The organism is Cytobacillus kochii (assembly GCF_044790165.1).
Taxonomy (GTDB): Bacteria; Bacillota; Bacilli; order Bacillales; family Cytobacillaceae; genus Cytobacillus; species Cytobacillus kochii.
In genome coordinates, this window is the sequence record NZ_CP085254.1 from 182,663 (window position 1) to 202,897 (window position 20,235).

The window sequence follows — 20,235 nt, forward strand, 5'->3', positions numbered from 1 at the left end:
ATGCAGAGTGAGGTTAAACGACCCTCTAATCACCGAGTTTACTTTTAAAGGTGAAATTTATTCGATTGATCTATCTTTTGATAATGTGTTAGATGTTTTTGATGTTCTATATGACGAGGTTCTCAACCCTCTTGAAAAAGCAGAAACTGCATTAAACTTACTAATCGGTTGCGTTCCTGATACTGATGTAATTGATATGTGGAATTTAATATATCAAGAGTTTATTAAAATTGAAAACGAAACGTCAATAGAATATGACCTTCAAGGCAATCCAATGCCTGTTCAACAAGAACATGAGCAACTTATTGATTTAAGTATAGATGCAGAATCCATATATGCCTCTTTTCAACAAGCCTATGGAGTGAACTTGTATAAAGAGCAAGGAAAGCTTCACTGGCATGAATTTCAATCTTTACTCAACGGATTGCCAGATGAAACGATCATGAAGAGGATTATTCAAATTAGGGCATGGAAACCGAAAAATACTGATTCACCTGATTATAAGGCTAATATGGAGAAACTTCAGAGGAAATATTCTTTAGCTTGGGAGGAGGTGGAATAATTGGCAGATGGATCAATTAGGATTGAGATTGAGGTTGATGGCAGACAGGTTACAGTTGCATCTAATGCATTAGATAGGTTGGGAGATTCAGCAATTAGGTCTGGCCGTGGAATGACAGTTGTAGAAAATAGTATGGATAGTATTAGTGATAGTAGTACTCAAGCAAGCTCTAGTGTGCGTGGTGCAGGTAGTGCTATTGAAGGATTAGGAGAAAGTGGTTCTAGGGCAAGTAGAGATTTAAGGGGCGTAGAAGGCAGTGTTGATGGCTTAGCTGATAGTAGTACTAGTGCTGCATCTAGCGTTCGCGGTGTTTCAGATAGTTTGGACGGCATGGCAAGCCAAGCTCAAGAGGCGAGTCAAGAGGTGTCAAATGTTGGAGAAGAAACCGGTAGAGCCTCATTCGGCATAAAAGAGTTAGCCACCTCTTTGGGATTGGTGGCAATTGGTACAGCGGTATTTAATGAATTAAAAAACTCAGTGGATGCGGCAATTGCACGTTTTGATACACTTAATGCATTTCCAAAAGTACTACAAGCCTTAGGGGTTTCTGCTGAGGATTCAGAGAAAGCGATGAATAGACTTTCTGAAGGTATCGATGGATTACCAACTACACTTAATGATATCGCTGGCAGTGCTCAAAGAATGTACACCTCTTTTAATGACATGGATAAGTCAACAGAGTCAGCGATTGCATTAAACAATGCATTGCTTGGCTCGGGTTCTAGTGCAGAGGAAGCAAAGCGTGGAACTGATCAATATATTAAGGCTTTACAGACCGGAACCATGAATATGGATACTTGGAACACATTATCCGAAACGATGGATGTCGGTTTGATTAAGATTGCTGAAGGTTTTGGATTTGCTGGTAAAAGCGCTAAGGATGATTTATACAACGCTTTACAAGACGGGGCTATTACTTTAGATCAATTCAATGAGAAACTTATTGAAGTTGGTACTGGTACTGGAATCATGGCCAAACTTGCAAAAGAAAATAGTTTAGGAATTGCTACTTCTTTAGGAAACTTACGAAATGCAGCAGCAAAAGGGATTGCCGATATCATTAAATCTTTCGATAAGCTATCCCAACAGGTAACTGGGAAAGATATCGCTCAAAATATTGATAGTTTAAAAGCAATAGTTAACCAGTCATTTAAAGTGGTTGGTTCGGTGATTGAAAGCACAACACCAGTCGTAAAGGCTTTTGGTTTTGCGGTAGGAGCAGTTATCCCTGTAGCGAAAGCTTTATCCCCGGTAATATTGAGCATGGTATCAGCATATGCAGGGCTAGTGATAGTCACTAAAGTTATAGCGTCTATTAAATCAATGAATGCAGTAATTACAACTGCTATTGCATCGCAACAAGCTTTAACACTAGCTACACGTACTCAAATTACAGCACAAATGACATCAACTGCAGTAACTAGAGCTGGTGCCGCTGCTACGGTAGCTCATACAGGCGCTATTACATTAAGTAGTTTAGCTCTGGGTGTTTTAACAGGGAAAGTCAAGTTGGCAACTGCAGCGAAAATTGCATTTGCCGCTGCAACAAAATTGGCTATGGGTCCAATTGGTTGGATCACACTTGGTATAGGTGCATTAGTAGGTGGAGTCATTGCATTAGTTAAATGGTTTAACAAAACAAGTGAAGAAGCTGAGAAATTAAATGCTGAGACTGAAAAGCTTGGTGAATCTGTAAATTCATTAAATGATCAAATTAATATTAACGCTGAAGCGTACAAAAAGAATCAAACTGAAATTAATGCATCAGCTATGGCTAACGAAGAATTAGCTAAGAAAATAGAAGAACTAGCCGGAAAAGAAAAGAAGTCTGCTGCTGAAAAAGAAATACTTAACTCCTATATCGAACAATTAAATGGATCCATAGATGGTTTAAACCTTGCTTATAACGAAGAAGCAGGGGCGTTAAGCATGTCATCGAAGGAAATACAAGCCCGCGTTGAGTTAATGAAGGAACAGACATCTTACAATGGTGCGTTAGAAAGACAATTAGAAATATCAAAAGAGCAAAATGAAATTGACATGCAATTAAAAGAAATAAATGCCTTACAAGAAGACTGGAATCAGAAAAAGGCAGAAGGAACAGTTAAATCAGGAGAATATAAGGATGCGATGGCTGCTCTTGATGAACAGGAGGCATCTTTAATTGATACTCAATCACAGTTAGCTGTACAACAGAAGGTTACTGAAGAGCAGATGGTCTCCTCTCAAGAGGCTATTACAGAGGCTGTTAAGAATGGTGTCAATAATCAAGTGATAGATTTTGAAAGATTATCAGACACTAATAAAGAGATCGTCGAGTCCATGAAATCGACATGGGAGAGTTACAAAGAACAAGCTACGAATATGTTTGATACCCTTAGTGAAAAATCAAAGATAACTGTTGCAGAAATGACGGAGAATCTCCAAACGAACCAAGAGATTATTAGCAATTGGGCAGAGAATATTGCCACTTTAGCTGAGCGTGGTGTTGATGAAGGTTTGCTCAATACTTTAAGAGAAGCAGGTCCCGAATCAGCAGGACACGTAAATGCATTAGTTAATGCCTCTGATGAAGAGTTAAAAAATTTAAGTGAAGCCTTTCAAAAAGGTGGAGACACAGCTACTGATGCTTTGAGCAAATCCTTAGGTATTGAAGAATCAGGTGTAATGGAAGCTGTAGGACATTTAGTAACTGGTATGGAACAATCCTTAGCTGAAGAAATACAATCAGCTGATTTTAAATCACTCGGAAAGGCAATGCCAGAAGGAACAGCAGGAGGGATTGAAGAAGGATCACCACAAGCACAAAATGCTTCTAAAAATATGGCAAAGGATACGGCAAATGCCTTTAAGCAAGAAGCTGGAATAAATAGCCCTTCTAAAGTTTTTAAGGGTTTTGGCTCTAACATTACAGAAGGTTTAGTTCTTGGTATAAACGAAGGTAGTAATGCTGTTTTGCAATCAGTTCAAAATATGTTCAAAGGTATTCTTGAAAGCTCCGAAAAGAATTTTAGACAAATTTCTAAGGGGCATGATAATTCAGTCAAGATTATAGAAAAGTCGCTCAAAAAGCTACCACTAGTTACTCAACAAGCCATGAAAAACATGCTTGCTAGATTAAGAGCAGGGTCAAATGATCAAACCAAAACAATGAGGTTGTTAGCGAAAGATTTAGTTACTCCGTTCAACGGTACAAGAGGTCAATTTAATTTAGTAGGTAGGAATGCCATGGCTGGTTTAAATCAAGGTCTATTAGCTGGTAGAGGTGCAGTAATGTCTACAGCCAGGAGTATAGCAAATAGTGTTGCAAGCACCATGAAAAACGCTTTAAGAATCCATTCCCCTTCTCGACTAATGAGGGATGATGTAGGTCGTTGGATTCCCGAAGGAATTGCTGTAGGTATCAGGGAAAACGCTAAATCAGTTTATAAAGAACTAGATACCCTGTCTAACGGAATGATTTTAACATCAACGGCCGAACAAGCTTTAGGCACATCAAGAATGGCACATAGTGGCATGGGGAATCAGCTTGTAGATGCTATTAGAGGATTTCAAATTCCTACACAAAATGAAGGTAATCAAGGTGAACCAAACAGTAAGCAACCAGCTGTTATTTCACTTTATGTTGGTTCTAAAGAAGTCGCAAGAGAGATAGTTGATGATATAACTAATCTACAAAACCGTTCCAACAATCGTAAACGAAGAAGACCAAGGTAGGGGAGGTGAGAATATGATTTTTAACGGTATTGAAAAAGACTATATCAGGGTAATAGCTGATTTATTTAGACCACCTTCGCCTCCTATTATGTTTGATACATTCAATATGTCAAAAAGTGGAACTAGGGTTAGAAAAAAGAAGTTAATGGATGATAACTTACAAGTGCCCATTAGGATTTCTAGCAATCAAAGAATAGAGTCATTGAAAGAAGATATGTCCACATGGCTTATTCATGATGAACCGAAAAAGTTGATATTCAAGGATAACCCTGACAGGTATTACCTTGCCTATTATGAAGGAATGGAGTTAAGTGAACGCCCCAAATATGCAAAGGGATACATCAACTTTTATTTACCACAAGCCTATAGGTTTGGATCTGAAAAAATAATCAATGTTACCTCACAGCCTTCTGTTCATACAATTAGTGGTCAGGTGGAAGTACCTTGGACAATTGAAGTTGTCTTTACTAAGGCTACAAATACTCTAGAAATAGAAGGAAGTAATAACTTCTATCTGCTATTAGCATATGAGTTTGTAGTTGGTGACAGGCTTACACTTAAATTGGATGGGAGAAAGGCATTATTAAATGGTGAAGATTTAAGACATTCTTATAGAATGATTTCTAATTTTGTTCATTTGCAACCTGGTCCATTTACGATAAAGGCAAACCATAATTGCACTTTGAAATATGTCGAGAGATATTATTAATGAGGTGAGAAATCCTTAGGGAAAGGATGTGATAGATTGAGTGAATTGTATGTCTTTAGCCAAAGGGAAAAACACTTAACCATATTGTCAGAAGACACAGGGCTAGTCAGTACGAATTACCGGATAGAGGTAAATAGCGTGCCGGACAAGCCTTTTTCTTTTACCATTGAGGCAGACCACGAAAATACTGTACACGTAAAAGAAGAAAATAAAGTCGTCTTTAAAGATCATGAAGGCGATTGGCGGTTAATGGTTATTCGTGAAATTGACGATAGTGATGGCATAAATGGACCAATGACAATAGCAACCTGTGAACCTGTATATCTAGCTGAGTTAAATGATCATATTGTTGTCGATAGGCGATTTGTTGATAAAACAGCAGATGAAGCACTAGATGCCGCATTATTAGGTACCCGTTGGATTGGAGAAGTATTGGTATCATTAGGTTTAGCCACTACAAACTTTTATTATTTATCAAGTGTAGAAGCTGTATGGGATATCCTGTCTACTTGGGGTGGAGAAGTAAAAGATGTTGTGGATTTTGACGAGCGCACTAATGAAATCAAGGCATGCAAGATTCAGATTTTACAACGTCGTGGATATGAACATGGTCAACGGTTTGAAATTGACCATAATACAACAGAGATTGGTCGAACCATTCTAAGCTATCCAAAGACAGCGTTATACGGTCGTGGTTCATCCTTACCAATTGAAGACGATGAGGGCGAACACACAGGTGGGTTTACCCGTTATATTGATTTTGCGGATGTTGAATGGTCTGTTTCAAAAGGTCATCCTGTTAATAAGCCAAAAGGACAAGTATGGGTCGGCGACCCTAAAGATATCCCCATTTTAGGCTATGAAGATGAAAACGGGGAGATGAAGCATCGTTTTGGCATCTATAGCAACCAACAATATGAAGATCCAGAAGAGTTGTTATGGGCTACTTGGGATAACTTACAGACTATAAAAAAACCAGAAGTCAATTATCGACTTGCTGCCGAACTGTTTGATGAAGAAGTATTCCTTGGTGACACCTCGGTTGCTATTGACCGTCGTTTTGCGCGTCCTATCGAAATCCAAGCTAGAGTAATAGCCATGGAATATGACATTTTAGACATTGACGGTACCACGGTTGTAGAGATGGGGCAATTTCTCGATTTAGAGGATGATCGGCTTGAAGAGTTAAAAAAAGAAGTTGAACAAATCCGTGATCGTCCACAACAAGTCACAGAGGGAAGTTTCCCAGACATCAAGCCCACTATTCCAATAAATGTTGAAGCGATAAGTGGAATGGGAGCTATACAATTATATTGGGACTACGGCAGTTCGATTTATGTAAAACACTACGAAGTATATGGCTCACAATTAAAAGACTTTGTGCCAGATACACAGCACTTATTGTGGAGGGGAAATACTAGTGGTTTTCTCCATTCGGTTGGTACTGATCAAGTTTGGTATTACCGTATACGGGCAGTTAATCAGCATGGAACCCCAAGTGACTGGTCTGTGCAAGTTATGGGAGCAACCCACAGGGTAGTCAGTGATGATATATTATTCGGACCCGATATAGCTGCCGAATTGAGAGAGCTATCAAAAACTGCTGACATACTTGCTGATGGCACTATTTACGCTGATATGATTCGCCAAGATGTATATAATCAAATTCAAGCTGATTCAAAGCAATATACAGACGCTGAGATAACAGCAACAGAAGTTAGCTTGATGTCTGAACTTGCAAATAAAGCAGGCTTTGACTATGTGGATGGAAAGATATATCTGGTTAATGAGGAATTGATTAATAAGGTTGATAATGGAGTTTACCAGAATAAAATTCTTCAAATTGATAACAGCCTAGTTGGGTTGTCTTTACGAGCGCAAAATGTGGAAGCTAATGTTAATGAATTAACCGGTGAAGTTGGTAATGCTATTAGTCAAATTGCTGCAGTTGATATTAAGGCTAATAAGATTTCTACTAGTGTAAATGAGCTTAGGTCTGAGTTTAATAATTTGGAGATTAGTGGGCGCAATTTAGCAAGAAGGAGTCTCGTTGCACCATGGGGCAATACTTATCAATTTGATGCATACACCTATACCATAGAGTCAATGGGTTCATCTGGAGCTGGTTTACGTTTGAGCAATACGATATTTAAGCCATTCACTGAATATATCCTAGCGTTTAAGATTAGAAAAATTTCTGGGAATATTACTACTATGGGTGGTCATAGCCAATTATCTTCGGGTAATCCAGTGTCTGTTTATAGAAATAATGAACTAGTGAGTGATGTGTGGACTGTTGGCTCTCCTTATCCCAATGATGAAGAAATCTATGATTATGAGATACATTTTACAACAAATGGTATGACAGCCACAGATACGCATCTGTATATCCAGCCTAATAGATCCAGTGGGTCTGGTGGATATGTCCCAATGAAAGCAGAAATATGGGATTTACAAGTGATAGAAGGCAATAAACTCGCTGGGTGGTCCCCTCCACCAGAAGACATAGAAAGCCGTGTTTCATCAGCAGAAACAAAAATTGACCAAACAGCATATGACTTAACATTTAAAGCATCCACTCAAGAAGTTAATTCATTAACCGGTAGAATGACTTCAGCAGAATCATCCCTAAGTCTCTTATCAGATGATATTGAATTGAAAGTAGACCGAGATGGGATTATTGGTGCGATCAATGTACAACCTGGAATAGTTAAAATCCAAGCAAGATTACTAGATGTTGGTGATTTTACTAATCTCGTAGATAATGGAACATTCGAAGATGATGCTCCTAACGTTACAAACAAAGTAACTGGATGGATAAACGAAAACCCAAGTAACTCAGTTTTTATGGTATATGATCAAACAACATGGGGCTTACAAAACGGCTCAACAAAGACCATGGTTTTATGGGCAAATTCTGTTCGCAATGTTGATGTCATGCAAGAAAGATATATCCAAGTAAGTGAGGGGGATGAGCTTTACTTTGAATGGGAGTATCGAAATCACAATACTGCAGGGACTGGAAGACAAACTTTTGGTGTACGTAATTACTCTCCTTCTAAAGAACATCATAGTTGGGGAACAGCTTTCACTACAACAACCAAGACTGTAAATTGGACTAAAATGAATGGTTCATATAAAGTGCCAGCTGGAGTTGGATATATTAGAATTCGCGTTACATTTGAAAACAATGGAGAAACTTCTAACCGCCTATATGTTGATAACCTTGTCGTTAGAAGAAAGAACAATAGTTATTTAATTGTGGATGGCACAATAAAAGCCAACTTAATGGCAGCTAATAGTATAACTGCACAAAACGGCGCATTAGCAAATGCGTCTATTACGCGTGCAAAATTACAAGATGCCATTATTGGTACAGCGCAAATTGATGATTTAGCTGTAACAGCTGCTAAAATTGCAAGCGTGAACGCTGACCGTATCAATGTAGGTGCATTACGTGGTATTGACGTATATGGAGCTAAGTTCCGTTCTTCTGACGGATTAACTAACTTAGAAATCATTGGTGGTAATGTCCGTCTTACGCAGTCTAATGGGCAATATGTAAATGTTAATCCTGACGGTTTGTTTGGATATAATTCAGGCGGTTCTCAACGATTTAGTGTTGATAGATCACTAGTAACAAGTGCAGCTCTAGGCACAAGTAATTCTAATGTCTATTTGGCTCCGGACTCAACTAACGAAGTCAGGGTAGTTAATATTTCAAGTATTCCATCAGATGGTGTTGCAGAGAATTACAGTTACAGACCTATCAGGGCTCAAGGACTACGTTTTGGACCGGGATATAATGGATATATCGGTACAGATAGAGAAGTAAGAATAACAAGTTCAGCGTTTACGCAAGCTGACGGATCAGTGGTATACCGTGATTTACGAGCTTCTGTTATTTATGGTTTTGGTTTCAGCACTAATTCAACCAATGCTTATATAGGGTCAGATGATGAAACAAGGTTTGTTAACAAGGGTTATGTGGATGGTTCTTCTGGTAACCCGGTATACCGTAATGCAAGGGGATATAAGGGATATTTTGCTGGAATTGCTACAAACACATCAGCAGGAGGAACGCATCTATATCTGGGCGCTAACGGTGAAATTAGAGCAACAGGCGTCGGAATGGCTGATGAAGGAAGTATTATTTGGCGCGCCGTTGCTGCATCAGGTTTTAGAGGAAATTACTTCGAGGTTAATTCTGATACAGCAGGTGTTCATCTGTACCTTCGCCCAACAAGTAGTGGAGAGGTGAGAGTGACTGCGAGAGGTTCTGGAGATGGAACCTATGGACCGATAAAAGCATCTGATTTCAGACCACCCTCCTCATTAAGAGAAACTAAGAAGAATATTGAAACCTACTCAGATAATGTAATTGATAAATTGAGGTCAATGAATCTTTATCTATTTAATTATAATTTTGAACAGAACGATGATAAGAAACATCTAGGGGTGATGTTAGATGAGGCACCAAATGAAATAATAGCCAATACCAACGATACAGTCGAATTCTATTCTATGATTGGATATTCTCTCAAAGGTATCAAAGATGTAATTTCAATAACTGATTTACATGCAGATGAAATAAATTGGCTTAAAATAGAAAATCAACTTTTAAAGCAAACAGTTGTAAATCAAGAAAAAAGAATCGCACATTTAGAAGGGTTGCTAAATGTAGCTTAGGAGGAAATAATAAATGGAATTCAATAAAGAAGTTACTTATATTTTTAATTATGCAGAGGAAATGCAAGAAACTAATATCTATGTTGATAGTTTAGTTGGTAGAAGGCATGTTGAAAATCCTATTGATATTTATGAAAGTTATAGTTGTTTTTATAAAGGGACAGGTCAACCTTATCAAGTTATTAACTGTGAGTTAGTGGCTGTATTTGATCGACCAATTGATACAACCGATTCACTTTATATTGAAAGCGAGGAAAAGGGACTAGTTTTTTACCTTTCGGATATTAACTTATATGCTGAAGGTTTTTATAGAATAAGAAGATATTATCCAGATCCGGCAATGGAACCAGAGAAAGATCCAACCATACCAAACAGAATAGAAAAGACATTAAAAGTAAATATCCCGCAACATTTAATTATTACTAAAGATAATGGAGGTAATTAAGCTTGAAACTCAAAATTCAACACAAACACTTAAGTAACGTAGCGGACTTTTTACAAAACCTAGTTGGTGCAAAAGGGAAGAAAAACATCCATCGTATGCGTATTGTGAATGTTCTCGGTGAAAAAAGCAAGAAGGTTGGAGAAGAAGAGTTATCTCTTCTAAAAGAATACGGCAAAACAGATGATGATAATGAATTGATTCTTAATGATCAAGGTGGTATTCAAATGGAGGATGCCAAGGAGTTCAAGAAACAGCAAGAGGCTCTATATGATGAGTATTTTGTTGTGGATGATAAGAATCTTGAATCTGCATTAAAGACAGTAGAAAAATTAGTAAACGAATATGACAAAGAGCTTTCAGGGAAATCTGCGGAGGCTCATTTTATTTTATGTGAAGCATTTGAAAATGAAGAAGAAAAAGGAGAGGAAGAATAATGTTTGATATTCAAATCACAGGTACAAATATACGTTATGCAGATGGTGGTATTTCAGTAGTACATGTTCAATTCAGAGCCAATGATCCAGAGTCAACAGTCACATTAAATGGTTATATTCCAATTTCCGCAGAGGATTATCAAGGTAATGAATCTATTACAGCATTAAAAAATGTAGTGAGAATTAAATTGATTGAACGACTAACACCAGAAGCCGAATAAGGCTTTTTTATTTTGGATAAGGGGGATAGACAATGGAGGCGGTCGAGGTGAATACTCACGATAAAGACATTACACAAATGAAGCAGGATATCAAATTACTAGAGAAAGATGTCGCTGATCTAAAGAATAAAACATCTGTACATGAGGAACAAATTAAAGCAATTAATAAAACTTTAGATAGTATTAATGACAATACAACATGGATTAAACGCGCCTTAATAGGTGCCATTATTACAGCGGTTTGCACCGGCTTAATCGGCGGAGCAATCGCTCTTTTTTATAACGTGATAGGAGGATGAATAGATTGAAAATGGACAAAGGGACAATCATTAGAACAGCGGTGTTATTGGTGGCGGTTATCAATCAATTTTTGGTGGCAATAGGTTTAAATCCAATACCAGGTAGTGAACAACTATGGGGTGAAGTTTTAAGCACAGCATTTACTGGTGCTGCCGCAACGTGGGCATGGTTTAAGAACAATTACGTAACAGCAAAGGGTAAAAGGCAAAGAGCTGCTTTGAAAATGAAAGGTTTGACTAAATAAGGCTGTCCAATCGGGCAGTCTTTTTTTAATCCAATACAAATAAAAGGAGTGTTATTTATATGGTTAATATCAAAAAACAATTAGTATCTCAAGAGGTTATAAATAAGCGTTCTTATGGTAAAGGTAACAAAATCAAATCCATCACACCTCACCAAACGGGTAATACCAATCCAGGTGCCGATGCACAGGCTCATGCAAACATTCAATCAAATTTAAATCCTAGACAAGCTAGTTGGCACTATTCTGTTGATGATGAAGTAATCATCCAGTCATTCGAGGATGACATTATGTGTTGGGCTGCAGGAGACGGTAGAGGACCAGGTAACACGGAGTCGATTCATATTGAGATGTGTGTCAACTCAGATGGCGATTACGAAAAGACTCTAAACAATGGTGCAGCACTTGTTAAGCTTTTAATGGATAAGCATGGTCTTGATATCAGTAGTGTTAACCAACACCATGATTGGTCAGGTAAAAACTGCCCTGCTCAATTACGAGCAGGTTATAAAGGGATCTCTTGGCAAGACTTTTTAAATAAGGTCGAAGGGGTACAGGAGCAAGAGAATTTCGGTAGTGGTAGCACATCAACAAACACAAAACCTTCCACAACATCGCCAAAGAATACTAATAGCATCGTGGATTACCTTAATTCCAAGGGTGTTGATTCTTCTTATTCAAACCGTGCTAAATTAGCGAAAGAGTATGGTATAAAAGATTATAAAGGCACTGCACCTCAAAACATTAAGTTATTAGAGTTAATCAAAAAAGGTAAACCAACATCTACAAAAGCAAAGAAAGAGTATGTTACTCTACCAGCATCAGCAAAGACATGGAGGACATATAAGCTCAATGTAGCTCCAGTTACTAAGAACTCTGACTGGTCACTTACTCCTGCAGCGTTTGGTGGGTTAACGTATGAAATTCTTGATAAACCACAAGCAAATGTCGTGACGATTAAAACATCAAGAGGTAAACGTAATATCTATGTAGGTGCTGATACTAGTGCAAAGATTATTATGAAGTAATAATAAAAGTCCTTCAAAAGTGTGATGGAATTGTTGGAATTTTAATTTACTTTTCTCCAATCAGTTGCTCTTAAGAAGGTATTCGAAATTTTAATTGTAAATTGCGAATTAGAAGAAACGAAACCTTTTGTAGTATGAATAATTGTATACCCTATGGTTTCTGAATACCAAGAGTCACCTTGAATTGATACTTTGATCATTTCCCAAGTCATCAAATATTTTCAACTCCTTAATAAACTTATCTATAATTATTAAATATGTACCTTTTGTAAAAATATACATTTTTTAATTTAAAGGTTTTTGCACAATTTAAACTTTAGTTTTTTGCATATTATATGTTAAATGTTAATAAAAGGAGAGAAACTTAATGAATAATAATGAAATATATCAAACATTTATGAACGGAATTCCTTTATATAATAAGAATTTACCTATTATTCTTTATTGGTCACCAAAATCAGGTTGTACAACTATAATGAAATGGTTTTATTATCAGTCAGGAGAACTATCTGAAGCGTTAAATATGGATAATTGGATTCATACCTATAGATCCAAAATTCAAGATCAATTTTACAGAGAGGAACTAGTCACCAGTCTATTGTCTAACCAAAAAGCAACATATAAACTTGTTAGAGATCCATATAAAAGAGCTGTTAGCTCGTTTTACTCTACACTAATTGGAACGGTTGTAAGAGATAACTTAAGTCCGAAAATTACCACTGGCCTATCGTTTAAGGAGTTTTTATATTATATTAAAGAAAGAGGAGTTCAACCAGGTCAAATAGATCCTCATATTTCACAGCAGTATTTACAAGGGGAAGAAGATTTAATAAATCATTATGTTAAATTAGAGGACCTTAAATCAGAATTAAAAAAAATAGAAAAGAAATTCAACCTTCCAAAATCTCCTATAAAAGATTTATCAAAATCTCCACACCATTTTCTAAATTATATGAAGGGTAGTGGGAGACATGCAGAAACAAAACTACCATTGGACTTTGATGGGGATTTGCCTAGTTATGAGAGTCTATATGATGCTGAAGCAATTCAATTAGTTACAGAGCTTTATAAAGAAGATTTTGAGGTTTACGGTTATAGTATGAAAGGGCTTTGAGTTTTAAAAAAAGAAAAGTCTATATTTTCACAATGTGTGAATGAAAGCCCACCTCAAACGAGGTGGGCTTTCATTCCTTCAAATGCCTTCTGTAATGCTTCTTTCATTGTATTGCCTTCAACCTTTATCCCTCTATTGTCAGATGTTCCTACAACAGTAACTGGATGACTTTGGGCAAAAATATAGTATTTATCACCCTTCTCATCTGTAACAGAAACATACATTTCCTCAGGTTTCATGACATCATTCCTTGTTTCATAAAGTAGAAAGGGATTAATCGCTACAAGATTGGTGAATTAAGTTATGTGGTATAACCTCATCTCTTCCTAAACCATTTTTATAAATTATATCCCAAGGACCATCTTCAACATGAGTTAAATCTACCAATGAAAAAGCGGAGTATTCACCGTATTCTTTGATAGTTTCTTCTAATGTTTCAACAATCTTGTAATCAATAGGTGTCTTAGTGAACTTGGAAAAAACAGATAATTTGAAAGGTTTATCTTTAAGTATTAGGTAATCATTATCTTCTTGTTCAATCTCATCTCTACCATAAATTTTGTACTTTTCATATAGTTCCTTAATTACCGGTCCATATTGCCAAGCATAGAATTCTTCATCAAATGGTCTGTAGTCATACTTTTTAACAAATTTACAATAGAATAGATAAATTAATTTCTGTAATTTTAAATGTGTTAATTGCATGCGAGAAGTTAATAAATTTGCAATATCGAATGCAGATATCATTAAATCATCAGATATCATTTCTTTAAAATCTTTAAAGTTTGTTATTGGAGTAACATCTGAAAAGAATTTATCATAATTTACAATAGAATCCCAAGAATGTTCACTTGTTTGTAGGTGGTGGAATCCAAAGGTTAAATGTTCAAATTCTGCCTTTAATGTCTCTAATGTTTTTACACATTCAGCTATTCCGTCTATTTTCTCATCACTTTTATGTAGTGCTATTCTCTTTCCACTTTTATAATCGCTGTATAATATAATAAAATGTTCTATCATGCTAATCCTCCTTAATTAGCCTTTAAAATAAATCTCAGGCCAGGATGTATAATCCTTTTTATAAATTTCATGGGAATCTAAATTAATTAATTCACTCTTAGTATCCCATACTTGCAACTCTAAAGGGAAGTGTTTGGCGTCTTTACCCATAAAATATATATGATACCCTCTGTAATCTCCATTAATTCTTTCCTTATGTAGAATACGAAAACCTTCTTTTTCTTTTAAATTATCTAAAATAGTTTTTATTTTGTTAATATTTTTTCCAAAATCCTTATCGATTATTCTAAAACCTAATAAATCATTGAGGACTTTATTAATTGAAAAAGAACCGTTTTGTTCAGCTTTTTTCTTTTGTAATTTATTTAAGATAGATTCCTCATTCTTTATTCTACCAATAATATTGCAATTAAATAATTCTTTTATCAGTCCAATTATTTGTGCGTATAAATAAATAAGTTCATTTTTATACCTTGTCATATAGTCATAAAACTGTTGGTCAATAATAAAAATTTCATCATCTTTTTCAGTAATAACATTTTTAACATATGTTTTCTTTAAATTATACAGATGTATACCTGGTTGTTGAGATATCCACATATTGTTATGATTAATAAGATTTTCATTTAGTATCTTAAATATTTCTTCATATTCTTTAATACTATATGTATACTCTTTTTGAATAATTTTCGTGCTACTCATTAAAAGAAGTTTCCCCCAATATTATATTAAAATATAACTATATAACACTTCTATTATAAGGGAGAAAAGTCCTGCATTGTTGGAAAAATTTATTTTTACTGTAATGAAGAAGTTTTCTACATAAATCAAGATGGACTATTTAAATAAAAATTAAATAATTCCTCACATTTATTCCTAATCCTTGGATTAAAATAACTATGCTGCTCATCGTATCCTTTATAGTGGAACTCATACATAGTAAACGACTCATCGTGTCCAATCTGGTTTACTCTCATATTTTCTTTTCTCAGCTTATCTTTAACTTCTTTCAAATCACGCTGAACGTTCTTTATTGTATTTTCCGTCAAGGTAATATAAGGCTGTTTAATCTTAAACGGGGACTTCTCAATGATCTTTAAATCTCTTTCAAGGATGATAATAATCATCGGTAAGTATATAGCTTGCTCAAGAACATTACGATTAGCTTCATTAATCCTAGTCATGTTGTTAAACCCCTTCGACTGATATCACTTCATCAATGTGAAATTTTAAGGTTTTTAATTCGTTTGTTTCCAAATGGATGTACATATTAATATGATCAATTTTATCTACTATGCCCTCATAAGCTTTTGTGAACCCATCAACCCAGATGGTCATCTTGATTGTAAGGGTGTAGTTTAATGATTCCATCGTTATTATCTGTATTTCCTCAAGTTCTTGCTCATCTAATTCTGGCTTTTTTACTTTTTCGTATTCGGCTGGTATTTTCTTAAGTAATTCAGTATGTTCGCTCATAAAGAACCCTTGCCATTTCATTTTTCCGCGGTCACGAATCATAAACCACATCTCCTTTTTTAATATTATATGCGAACTTTTGTTCTTAATTCAATTGAAATAGAACAAAGGTTCGTATAAAATAATGGTAAGGGAGGGCTAATCGATGAAAGGTTTACTTATTAGAGGAGTTAACAATAAAGAGGAATTAGAAATGATTTATCTGGATAACAAGGGAGATATCAGCCAGAGAAGAATTAAAATTTTGTCCGTTTACGAAGATTACTTTCGAGCATATTGTTATACCAAGCGAGAGCAGCGCACTTTTAAGGTAAGTAATGTCTTATCGATTGGTCCAGTCAGGAAAGTAAGGAGAGGAGCTTAATCATGGGAGTGAAAATGCCGAAGAAATCAAAACCACAAAGACCTTCAAGGGATGAATTTGAATTAGAAGAGCTGGGAAATGCAGTAGTTGAAGCGCATAGGGAGAAAACTCAAGTCTTAATATTGTTGTGGCAAAGAGAGCCTATCCAAGGGAAAATCGTTAATCTTGATGGCCAGACTCAATTAATACATATTGAAAGTGGTTATGAAACGATAAAGGTAAAATTTATTGATATTCTTTCAATTCAAAGCGCTCCTCAATAAGAGGGCGCTTTTATTTTACATCTACATAACTTTCTATATAGGTATCTATTGACCTATAAACTAGTAAATATTTTTATTTTTATCCAATATATGTTTTTATTTGGATAATTGTAGTAATATAGAGTTGTATTATTCTTCATAAAGATGTAAACCATCAAAAATTTTGGAAGTTGTTTCAATCTCGTTCTTATCGTTGATACTTTTTACTTTAGCGTTAATACCGAGCTTTGTAGAGTTGGCACCTGCATACATAAGTATCTTTTCGTATTTTTTACCATTTATTTCATAGGACATCGCTAAATTATAATCATCTTTGGGGCGATACTTGGTATTGAAACTAATAGTATCCTTGGGTTTTAATTCTGGAAACTCTGTTAAATGGACCTTTTCTTCATCACCATTAATTAAATATATTTCTGATTTTGGGACTACTTCTGTAGATGTGTTCTGAATTCTTATATTTACTCCATCTGGTAAAGATGAAAATTCACCTTGAGAGAGTTTATTTAAAAGATAGGGGGTACTTAAAGCCAGAATTAGAAGAAGAAGAATAATACTTATCACTATGGTTGTCTTTTTTTTTGTCATTTATATCACCTTTTCCCTGAAATTGGTTTTCATCTAATTACTATAATATAGAATAGGAGAATTTGGAATGAAAAAGGTATTTTTAGCTTTTATATTTCTATTAGCTTTTGGAGTATCGAGTGCATATGCATCAGAAAAACCAGAGATGCAAAAATCAAATATAGAGAATCAATTGGATGTGACTCCTGAATTATCAGAGGAAGTTTTAGAAGTTTTAACTGAAGAAGATTTTGCAGCGGCTTATGAGATTCTAACTGAAACTACATCTATAGAAGATTTTGAAAAACAAGAGAAAGAATTAGATCAATTAATTATCCCGATTTTAATAGATATTGCTAAAACAAAAGAAAATTCAATTAAGCCATATAGCATTTTACCCGATGCCTATAATAGATTGAATGATACTGAAAGAAAGCTGGCAAAGAAGCATCCAACTCAAGCTGCAATTGTTTACAATTGTTCAGCTGCTGCGACAGGACTTGCAGGAAAATTATATAAAAATGGGAATGCTGATAATCATAATGGCAATGCTTTTAAACATGCATTTTGGAATGCAGCAATGACAAGAGACATGAATGCTACAAAAGCAAAAACATGGGCAGATGCTCATGAGGTAGGGGCTAAAGGTGTTTCAAAAGATATGGATTTGAAAAATAATAAGATTGGTAGAGATACTTATGTCGCTTTAGCAGATGCAAGTTTTCTTAAACCAAATTATACTAAGATTCAAAAAGAATTGATGAAAAAAATTGATCAGGGTAAATTATACCGTGTGGTCAATGGTAAGTTAGTAAAAACAAATAGCAGTGGTAAGAAATAAGAATATTTTCTTTTTCACTTATCTGTGATTTTCTCGATTTATGATGTGGTGTGCCAACCAAATACTATATTCACATATAAGGAAATGTAAAATAAATCATTTAATAAAAGTTTTTCCGAGGGTGTAAATAAACATCTCTCGAAAAACTTTTATTTTTTTACCTAATTATAATAAGTCTAGTGTATTGCTACTGAATACTTAAGCAGGTGTGTAGTGCCATATAAATTGACCTACTTTTGACCATTTTTTAAATACAATTATGGATAGCTCAGTATATAAATATCCCGAGTTTTTTCTATATATAATGGTTTTATATATAATGAAATAATTAAGTATAGCTATGACATGAAAGAACGTAAAAAATACGGTCTTAAAGGCGCTCGTCGTGCACCTCAGTACTCAAAACGTTAATAAACCTTATATACCAAGGTTTTGCCCTCTATGCTCTTATGAGCAGGGAGGGCTTTTTTATGTCCAAATTTGGAGTTGAATACGAATACCCCAAGCTAAAATTTCATGTACTTTTGGAACATCTCGGCTGTTTTCTCCTTCACTTCATCGGTCACATAGTGTACATATCCATGTTAGAGTGTTATCGCGGGGTGTGGGTAATAATTATTGTCCAGGGATTAATTAATGCGCACCCACAGCATATTATTATATTTTTTTAAATTGAAATGAAAAAGCGTATGATATAATCCGAAAAGACCTTAACATTTTATACGAAAAAAGAGTCTTAATAGACTCTTTTTAATTAAGTTTTATTTTCTTATAGATTCAATTTGATCTAACTCAAATTGATATTTACTTAGCTGCAATTCGTTAGTTAATAGTTCAAAGAACTTTCGGGTATTTCTAAGAATATCATCAATTAAAACATCACTATTAACGACTATAGACTTTTCATGAACACTAAACTTAGCTTTGGTCCCTTCCTTCTTCAGTTCGACCTTCATAGGCTGACTAGGAAAATAAAAGGATGCTTGACCATTTTCCTTGAACTCTTCAACTAAATTGAGCATATAAGACAATAATGTTGGCAAATCATCCCAAAAGGAGAAATCAGTTAGTGGCTTATAATTATACTCAATTATAACTCCACCATCTAAATTTAGAATACCGTCATCAATACTATCACTATTAATAATGTCTTTTATTGACTTAAGATTCTCATTTAAAACCAAACAATACTCATCTGTATTATTTTTCAATATCTCTAAGTCAGTAACTTTCTTTTTAAGTATAAAAATTATAAAAACATCAAATTTTAAATTTCCCATTACTCATCTTCCTTATTTAGGGTATAGTTGTTTGATATGTCCTTTAGTAATTCCCATAACATATTCAACTCCATTTACTTTACCTTCAACCTGGAATGTTGAATTTGTTTCTTTTTTAGACAAGGTAGATTTTTTGTTTTTAGCAATTGTATGCGCAATGTTTTTCACATCATTAACACTTAAATCAGGGTTATAGAATGTTTGATCTTTTTTAACAGAACCGTCCCAATATTTTGGGTGATGTCTCTCAAGCATATGTTTCATATCTGTTTTAGTCAACTTAAAAGTATGACTACCCGTTTTATATGATAGTGTTTTATAGTTTGCTAGTGCATTTGTTACTTTTGATTTTGGAGCCTTTTTAAATACCTTTGATCCATATTTAATTACATACTTGCCTCCACTTAGTACAAGCCTTGCAATTAATGGCCAAAAGAAAGGTTGAATTCCTGTAAATTCTTCATCGGATTCAAACGGAATACTTTTCCAATCAATTCCATCCGTATAATTATGTTCAATCAAACTCCAATCAATTTCCTCAACTTGCTCAAAAATTGCTGGATTTTCTTCTTCCGTAATCCAGTTCTCATCTTCTTCGATAAGTAACCATTCTAATCCCGCTTCATTTTCTACTTTATATCATCAATTAATTCAAATAAATCCTCCGTACTACGAGTAATCCGAGTTAAGTTAAGTCTGTAACATAAATAATGTCGCCTTCTTGTAAATCTCAAACAATTTTTTTGAAGTTGCTCACGATCATTTGTTGCTCACGGAATTTTTTCTTCAAAAATAATATCGATTTCGATTTCGTTCAGTTGCTGAAATTTCCTTGGAGGATTTTGGCTAGTCGAACTGACACGTATTTTACTGTCCATCTTGAGCGCACGTAATATCGATTTGAATACTTAGTGTCTATGGATTATCCAATTTAGTTTAAAGAAATAATTGGAAATGGTATCCA

Annotated in this window: 23 protein-coding genes and 2 pseudogenes; 15 read left to right on the forward strand and 10 right to left on the reverse strand. The window is 35.0% G+C overall.

The window, feature by feature from the left end; all coding sequences use genetic code 11:
- Positions 1 to 7 precede the first annotated feature (7 nt).
- The 10 genes from LG276_RS01065 to LG276_RS01110 are packed head-to-tail and all read left to right on the forward strand — an operon-like array spanning position 8 to position 12,346.
- Entirely contained in the window at positions 8 to 562 is a 555-nt protein-coding gene (locus LG276_RS01065; protein WP_404293195.1) for a Gp15 family bacteriophage protein, read from the forward strand.
- Positions 563 to 4,279 carry a tape measure protein gene (locus LG276_RS01070; RefSeq protein WP_404293197.1) on the forward strand — a complete coding sequence of 1,239 codons (3,717 nt, stop codon included), beginning with the start codon at positions 563 to 565 and terminating at the stop codon, positions 4,277 to 4,279.
- A gap of 13 nt (positions 4,280 to 4,292) precedes the next feature.
- On the forward strand, positions 4,293 to 4,988 hold the full coding sequence (locus LG276_RS01075; protein WP_340977223.1) for a distal tail protein Dit: 696 nt from the start codon (positions 4,293 to 4,295) through the stop codon (positions 4,986 to 4,988).
- 36 nt (positions 4,989 to 5,024) lie between these two features.
- Positions 5,025 to 9,677 (forward strand): phage tail protein, encoded by a 4,653-nt coding sequence (locus LG276_RS01080; RefSeq protein WP_404293199.1) that lies wholly within the window; start codon positions 5,025 to 5,027, stop codon positions 9,675 to 9,677.
- A gap of 13 nt (positions 9,678 to 9,690) precedes the next feature.
- Positions 9,691 to 10,122, forward strand: coding sequence for a hypothetical protein (locus LG276_RS01085; RefSeq protein WP_404293201.1), 432 nt, complete (start codon positions 9,691 to 9,693; stop codon positions 10,120 to 10,122).
- A 2-nt stretch (positions 10,123 to 10,124) separates the two neighbouring features.
- Complete coding sequence (locus LG276_RS01090) at positions 10,125 to 10,556, forward strand: hypothetical protein (protein WP_404293203.1); 432 nt, start codon at positions 10,125 to 10,127, stop codon at positions 10,554 to 10,556.
- Positions 10,556 to 10,777: a hypothetical protein gene (locus LG276_RS01095; RefSeq protein WP_404293205.1), complete on the forward strand. Its 222-nt coding sequence runs from the start codon at positions 10,556 to 10,558 to the stop codon at positions 10,775 to 10,777. The genes LG276_RS01090 and LG276_RS01095 overlap by 1 nt, the downstream gene beginning before the upstream one ends.
- Before the next feature lie 32 nt (positions 10,778 to 10,809).
- Positions 10,810 to 11,076, forward strand: coding sequence for a hemolysin XhlA family protein (locus LG276_RS01100; RefSeq protein WP_285840943.1), 267 nt, complete (start codon positions 10,810 to 10,812; stop codon positions 11,074 to 11,076).
- A gap of 11 nt (positions 11,077 to 11,087) precedes the next feature.
- Positions 11,088 to 11,321 carry a phage holin gene (locus tag LG276_RS01105; protein ID WP_404294354.1) on the forward strand — a complete coding sequence of 78 codons (234 nt, stop codon included), beginning with the start codon at positions 11,088 to 11,090 and terminating at the stop codon, positions 11,319 to 11,321.
- 59 nt (positions 11,322 to 11,380) lie between these two features.
- Entirely contained in the window at positions 11,381 to 12,346 is a 966-nt protein-coding gene (locus LG276_RS01110) for an N-acetylmuramoyl-L-alanine amidase (protein WP_251163192.1), read from the forward strand.
- 41 nt (positions 12,347 to 12,387) lie between these two features.
- Here LG276_RS01110 and LG276_RS01115 read toward each other — a convergent pair whose 3' ends face one another.
- Positions 12,388 to 12,558, reverse strand: coding sequence for a hypothetical protein (locus LG276_RS01115; protein ID WP_251163193.1), 171 nt, complete (start codon positions 12,556 to 12,558; stop codon positions 12,388 to 12,390).
- 155 nt (positions 12,559 to 12,713) lie between these two features.
- Here LG276_RS01115 and LG276_RS01120 point away from each other — a divergent pair, with 155 nt between their 5' ends.
- Positions 12,714 to 13,460: a sulfotransferase family 2 domain-containing protein gene (locus LG276_RS01120; protein ID WP_251163194.1), complete on the forward strand. Its 747-nt coding sequence runs from the start codon at positions 12,714 to 12,716 to the stop codon at positions 13,458 to 13,460.
- A 53-nt stretch (positions 13,461 to 13,513) separates the two neighbouring features.
- Here LG276_RS01120 and LG276_RS01125 read toward each other — a convergent pair whose 3' ends face one another.
- The 5 genes from LG276_RS01125 to LG276_RS01145 all read right to left on the reverse strand — a co-directional run bounded on the left by LG276_RS01125 (position 13,514) and on the right by LG276_RS01145 (position 15,998).
- Positions 13,514 to 13,699 carry a hypothetical protein gene (locus tag LG276_RS01125; protein WP_251163195.1) on the reverse strand — a complete coding sequence of 62 codons (186 nt, stop codon included), beginning with the start codon at positions 13,697 to 13,699 and terminating at the stop codon, positions 13,514 to 13,516.
- A gap of 34 nt (positions 13,700 to 13,733) precedes the next feature.
- The gene (locus LG276_RS01130) at positions 13,734 to 14,480 is read right to left on the reverse strand and encodes a Panacea domain-containing protein (RefSeq protein ID WP_251163196.1); all 747 of its coding nucleotides are present in this window, start codon (positions 14,478 to 14,480) and stop codon (positions 13,734 to 13,736) included.
- Positions 14,481 to 14,495: 15 nt separating this feature from the next.
- On the reverse strand, positions 14,496 to 15,182 hold the full coding sequence (locus LG276_RS01135; protein ID WP_251163197.1) for a hypothetical protein: 687 nt from the start codon (positions 15,180 to 15,182) through the stop codon (positions 14,496 to 14,498).
- 125 nt (positions 15,183 to 15,307) lie between these two features.
- Positions 15,308 to 15,664: a hypothetical protein gene (locus LG276_RS01140; protein ID WP_404293209.1), complete on the reverse strand. Its 357-nt coding sequence runs from the start codon at positions 15,662 to 15,664 to the stop codon at positions 15,308 to 15,310.
- Positions 15,665 to 15,668: 4 nt separating this feature from the next.
- The gene (locus LG276_RS01145) at positions 15,669 to 15,998 is read right to left on the reverse strand and encodes a YolD-like family protein (protein ID WP_404293211.1); all 330 of its coding nucleotides are present in this window, start codon (positions 15,996 to 15,998) and stop codon (positions 15,669 to 15,671) included.
- Positions 15,999 to 16,101: 103 nt separating this feature from the next.
- Between LG276_RS01145 and LG276_RS01150 the strand changes: the two genes are divergently transcribed.
- A complete protein-coding gene (locus LG276_RS01150) occupies positions 16,102 to 16,320 on the forward strand; it encodes a hypothetical protein (protein ID WP_404293213.1) in 219 nt (72 codons plus the stop codon).
- A gap of 2 nt (positions 16,321 to 16,322) precedes the next feature.
- Positions 16,323 to 16,583, forward strand: coding sequence for a YolD-like family protein (locus tag LG276_RS01155; protein WP_404293215.1), 261 nt, complete (start codon positions 16,323 to 16,325; stop codon positions 16,581 to 16,583).
- A 129-nt stretch (positions 16,584 to 16,712) separates the two neighbouring features.
- On the opposite strand, the gene LG276_RS01160 is transcribed toward LG276_RS01155, so the two are convergent.
- On the reverse strand, positions 16,713 to 17,171 hold the full coding sequence (locus LG276_RS01160) for a hypothetical protein (protein WP_404293217.1): 459 nt from the start codon (positions 17,169 to 17,171) through the stop codon (positions 16,713 to 16,715).
- Between the two features lie 67 nt (positions 17,172 to 17,238).
- Here LG276_RS01160 and LG276_RS01165 point away from each other — a divergent pair, with 67 nt between their 5' ends.
- Together LG276_RS01165 and rpsI are read left to right on the forward strand one after the other, a co-directional pair.
- Positions 17,239 to 17,991, forward strand: coding sequence for a DUF6973 domain-containing protein (locus tag LG276_RS01165; RefSeq protein WP_251163203.1), 753 nt, complete (start codon positions 17,239 to 17,241; stop codon positions 17,989 to 17,991).
- 345 nt (positions 17,992 to 18,336) lie between these two features.
- Positions 18,337 to 18,402, forward strand: a pseudogene (gene rpsI / locus LG276_RS01170) (30S ribosomal protein S9); the annotation flags it as partial.
- Between the two features lie 350 nt (positions 18,403 to 18,752).
- On the opposite strand, the gene LG276_RS01175 reads toward rpsI, so the two are convergent.
- The 3 genes and pseudogenes from LG276_RS01175 to LG276_RS01185 all read right to left on the reverse strand — a co-directional run.
- The gene (locus LG276_RS01175) at positions 18,753 to 19,271 is read right to left on the reverse strand and encodes a hypothetical protein (RefSeq protein ID WP_251163204.1); all 519 of its coding nucleotides are present in this window, start codon (positions 19,269 to 19,271) and stop codon (positions 18,753 to 18,755) included.
- Between the two features lie 12 nt (positions 19,272 to 19,283).
- Positions 19,284 to 19,793 carry a hypothetical protein gene (locus tag LG276_RS01180; protein ID WP_251163205.1) on the reverse strand — a complete coding sequence of 170 codons (510 nt, stop codon included), beginning with the start codon at positions 19,791 to 19,793 and terminating at the stop codon, positions 19,284 to 19,286.
- Between the two features lie 112 nt (positions 19,794 to 19,905).
- Positions 19,906 to 20,149: pseudogene (locus LG276_RS01185) on the reverse strand (recombinase family protein); the annotation flags it as partial.
- Positions 20,150 to 20,235 lie beyond the last annotated feature (86 nt).

Excerpts from the sequence above, each read along its gene's own strand:
- LG276_RS01075 (WP_340977223.1), top strand. The coding sequence starts at position 4,293 with ATGATTTTTAACGGTATTGAAAAAGACTATATCAGGGTAATAGCTGAT.
- LG276_RS01085 (WP_404293201.1), top strand. The coding sequence starts at position 9,691 with ATGGAATTCAATAAAGAAGTTACTTATATTTTTAATTATGCAGAGGAA.
- LG276_RS01095 (WP_404293205.1), top strand. The coding sequence starts at position 10,556 with ATGTTTGATATTCAAATCACAGGTACAAATATACGTTATGCAGATGGT.
- LG276_RS01100 (WP_285840943.1), top strand. The coding sequence starts at position 10,810 with ATGGAGGCGGTCGAGGTGAATACTCACGATAAAGACATTACACAAATG.
- LG276_RS01105 (WP_404294354.1), top strand. The coding sequence starts at position 11,088 with ATGGACAAAGGGACAATCATTAGAACAGCGGTGTTATTGGTGGCGGTT.
- LG276_RS01110 (WP_251163192.1), top strand. The coding sequence starts at position 11,381 with ATGGTTAATATCAAAAAACAATTAGTATCTCAAGAGGTTATAAATAAG.
- LG276_RS01115 (WP_251163193.1), bottom strand. The coding sequence starts at position 12,558 with ATGACTTGGGAAATGATCAAAGTATCAATTCAAGGTGACTCTTGGTAT.
- LG276_RS01120 (WP_251163194.1), top strand. The coding sequence starts at position 12,714 with ATGAATAATAATGAAATATATCAAACATTTATGAACGGAATTCCTTTA.
- LG276_RS01125 (WP_251163195.1), bottom strand. The coding sequence starts at position 13,699 with ATGAAACCTGAGGAAATGTATGTTTCTGTTACAGATGAGAAGGGTGAT.
- LG276_RS01130 (WP_251163196.1), bottom strand. The coding sequence starts at position 14,480 with ATGATAGAACATTTTATTATATTATACAGCGATTATAAAAGTGGAAAG.
- LG276_RS01135 (WP_251163197.1), bottom strand. The coding sequence starts at position 15,182 with ATGAGTAGCACGAAAATTATTCAAAAAGAGTATACATATAGTATTAAA.
- LG276_RS01140 (WP_404293209.1), bottom strand. The coding sequence starts at position 15,664 with ATGACTAGGATTAATGAAGCTAATCGTAATGTTCTTGAGCAAGCTATA.
- LG276_RS01145 (WP_404293211.1), bottom strand. The coding sequence starts at position 15,998 with ATGATTCGTGACCGCGGAAAAATGAAATGGCAAGGGTTCTTTATGAGC.
- LG276_RS01150 (WP_404293213.1), top strand. The coding sequence starts at position 16,102 with ATGAAAGGTTTACTTATTAGAGGAGTTAACAATAAAGAGGAATTAGAA.
- LG276_RS01155 (WP_404293215.1), top strand. The coding sequence starts at position 16,323 with ATGGGAGTGAAAATGCCGAAGAAATCAAAACCACAAAGACCTTCAAGG.
- LG276_RS01160 (WP_404293217.1), bottom strand. The coding sequence starts at position 17,171 with ATGACAAAAAAAAAGACAACCATAGTGATAAGTATTATTCTTCTTCTT.
- LG276_RS01165 (WP_251163203.1), top strand. The coding sequence starts at position 17,239 with ATGAAAAAGGTATTTTTAGCTTTTATATTTCTATTAGCTTTTGGAGTA.
- LG276_RS01175 (WP_251163204.1), bottom strand. The coding sequence starts at position 19,271 with ATGGGAAATTTAAAATTTGATGTTTTTATAATTTTTATACTTAAAAAG.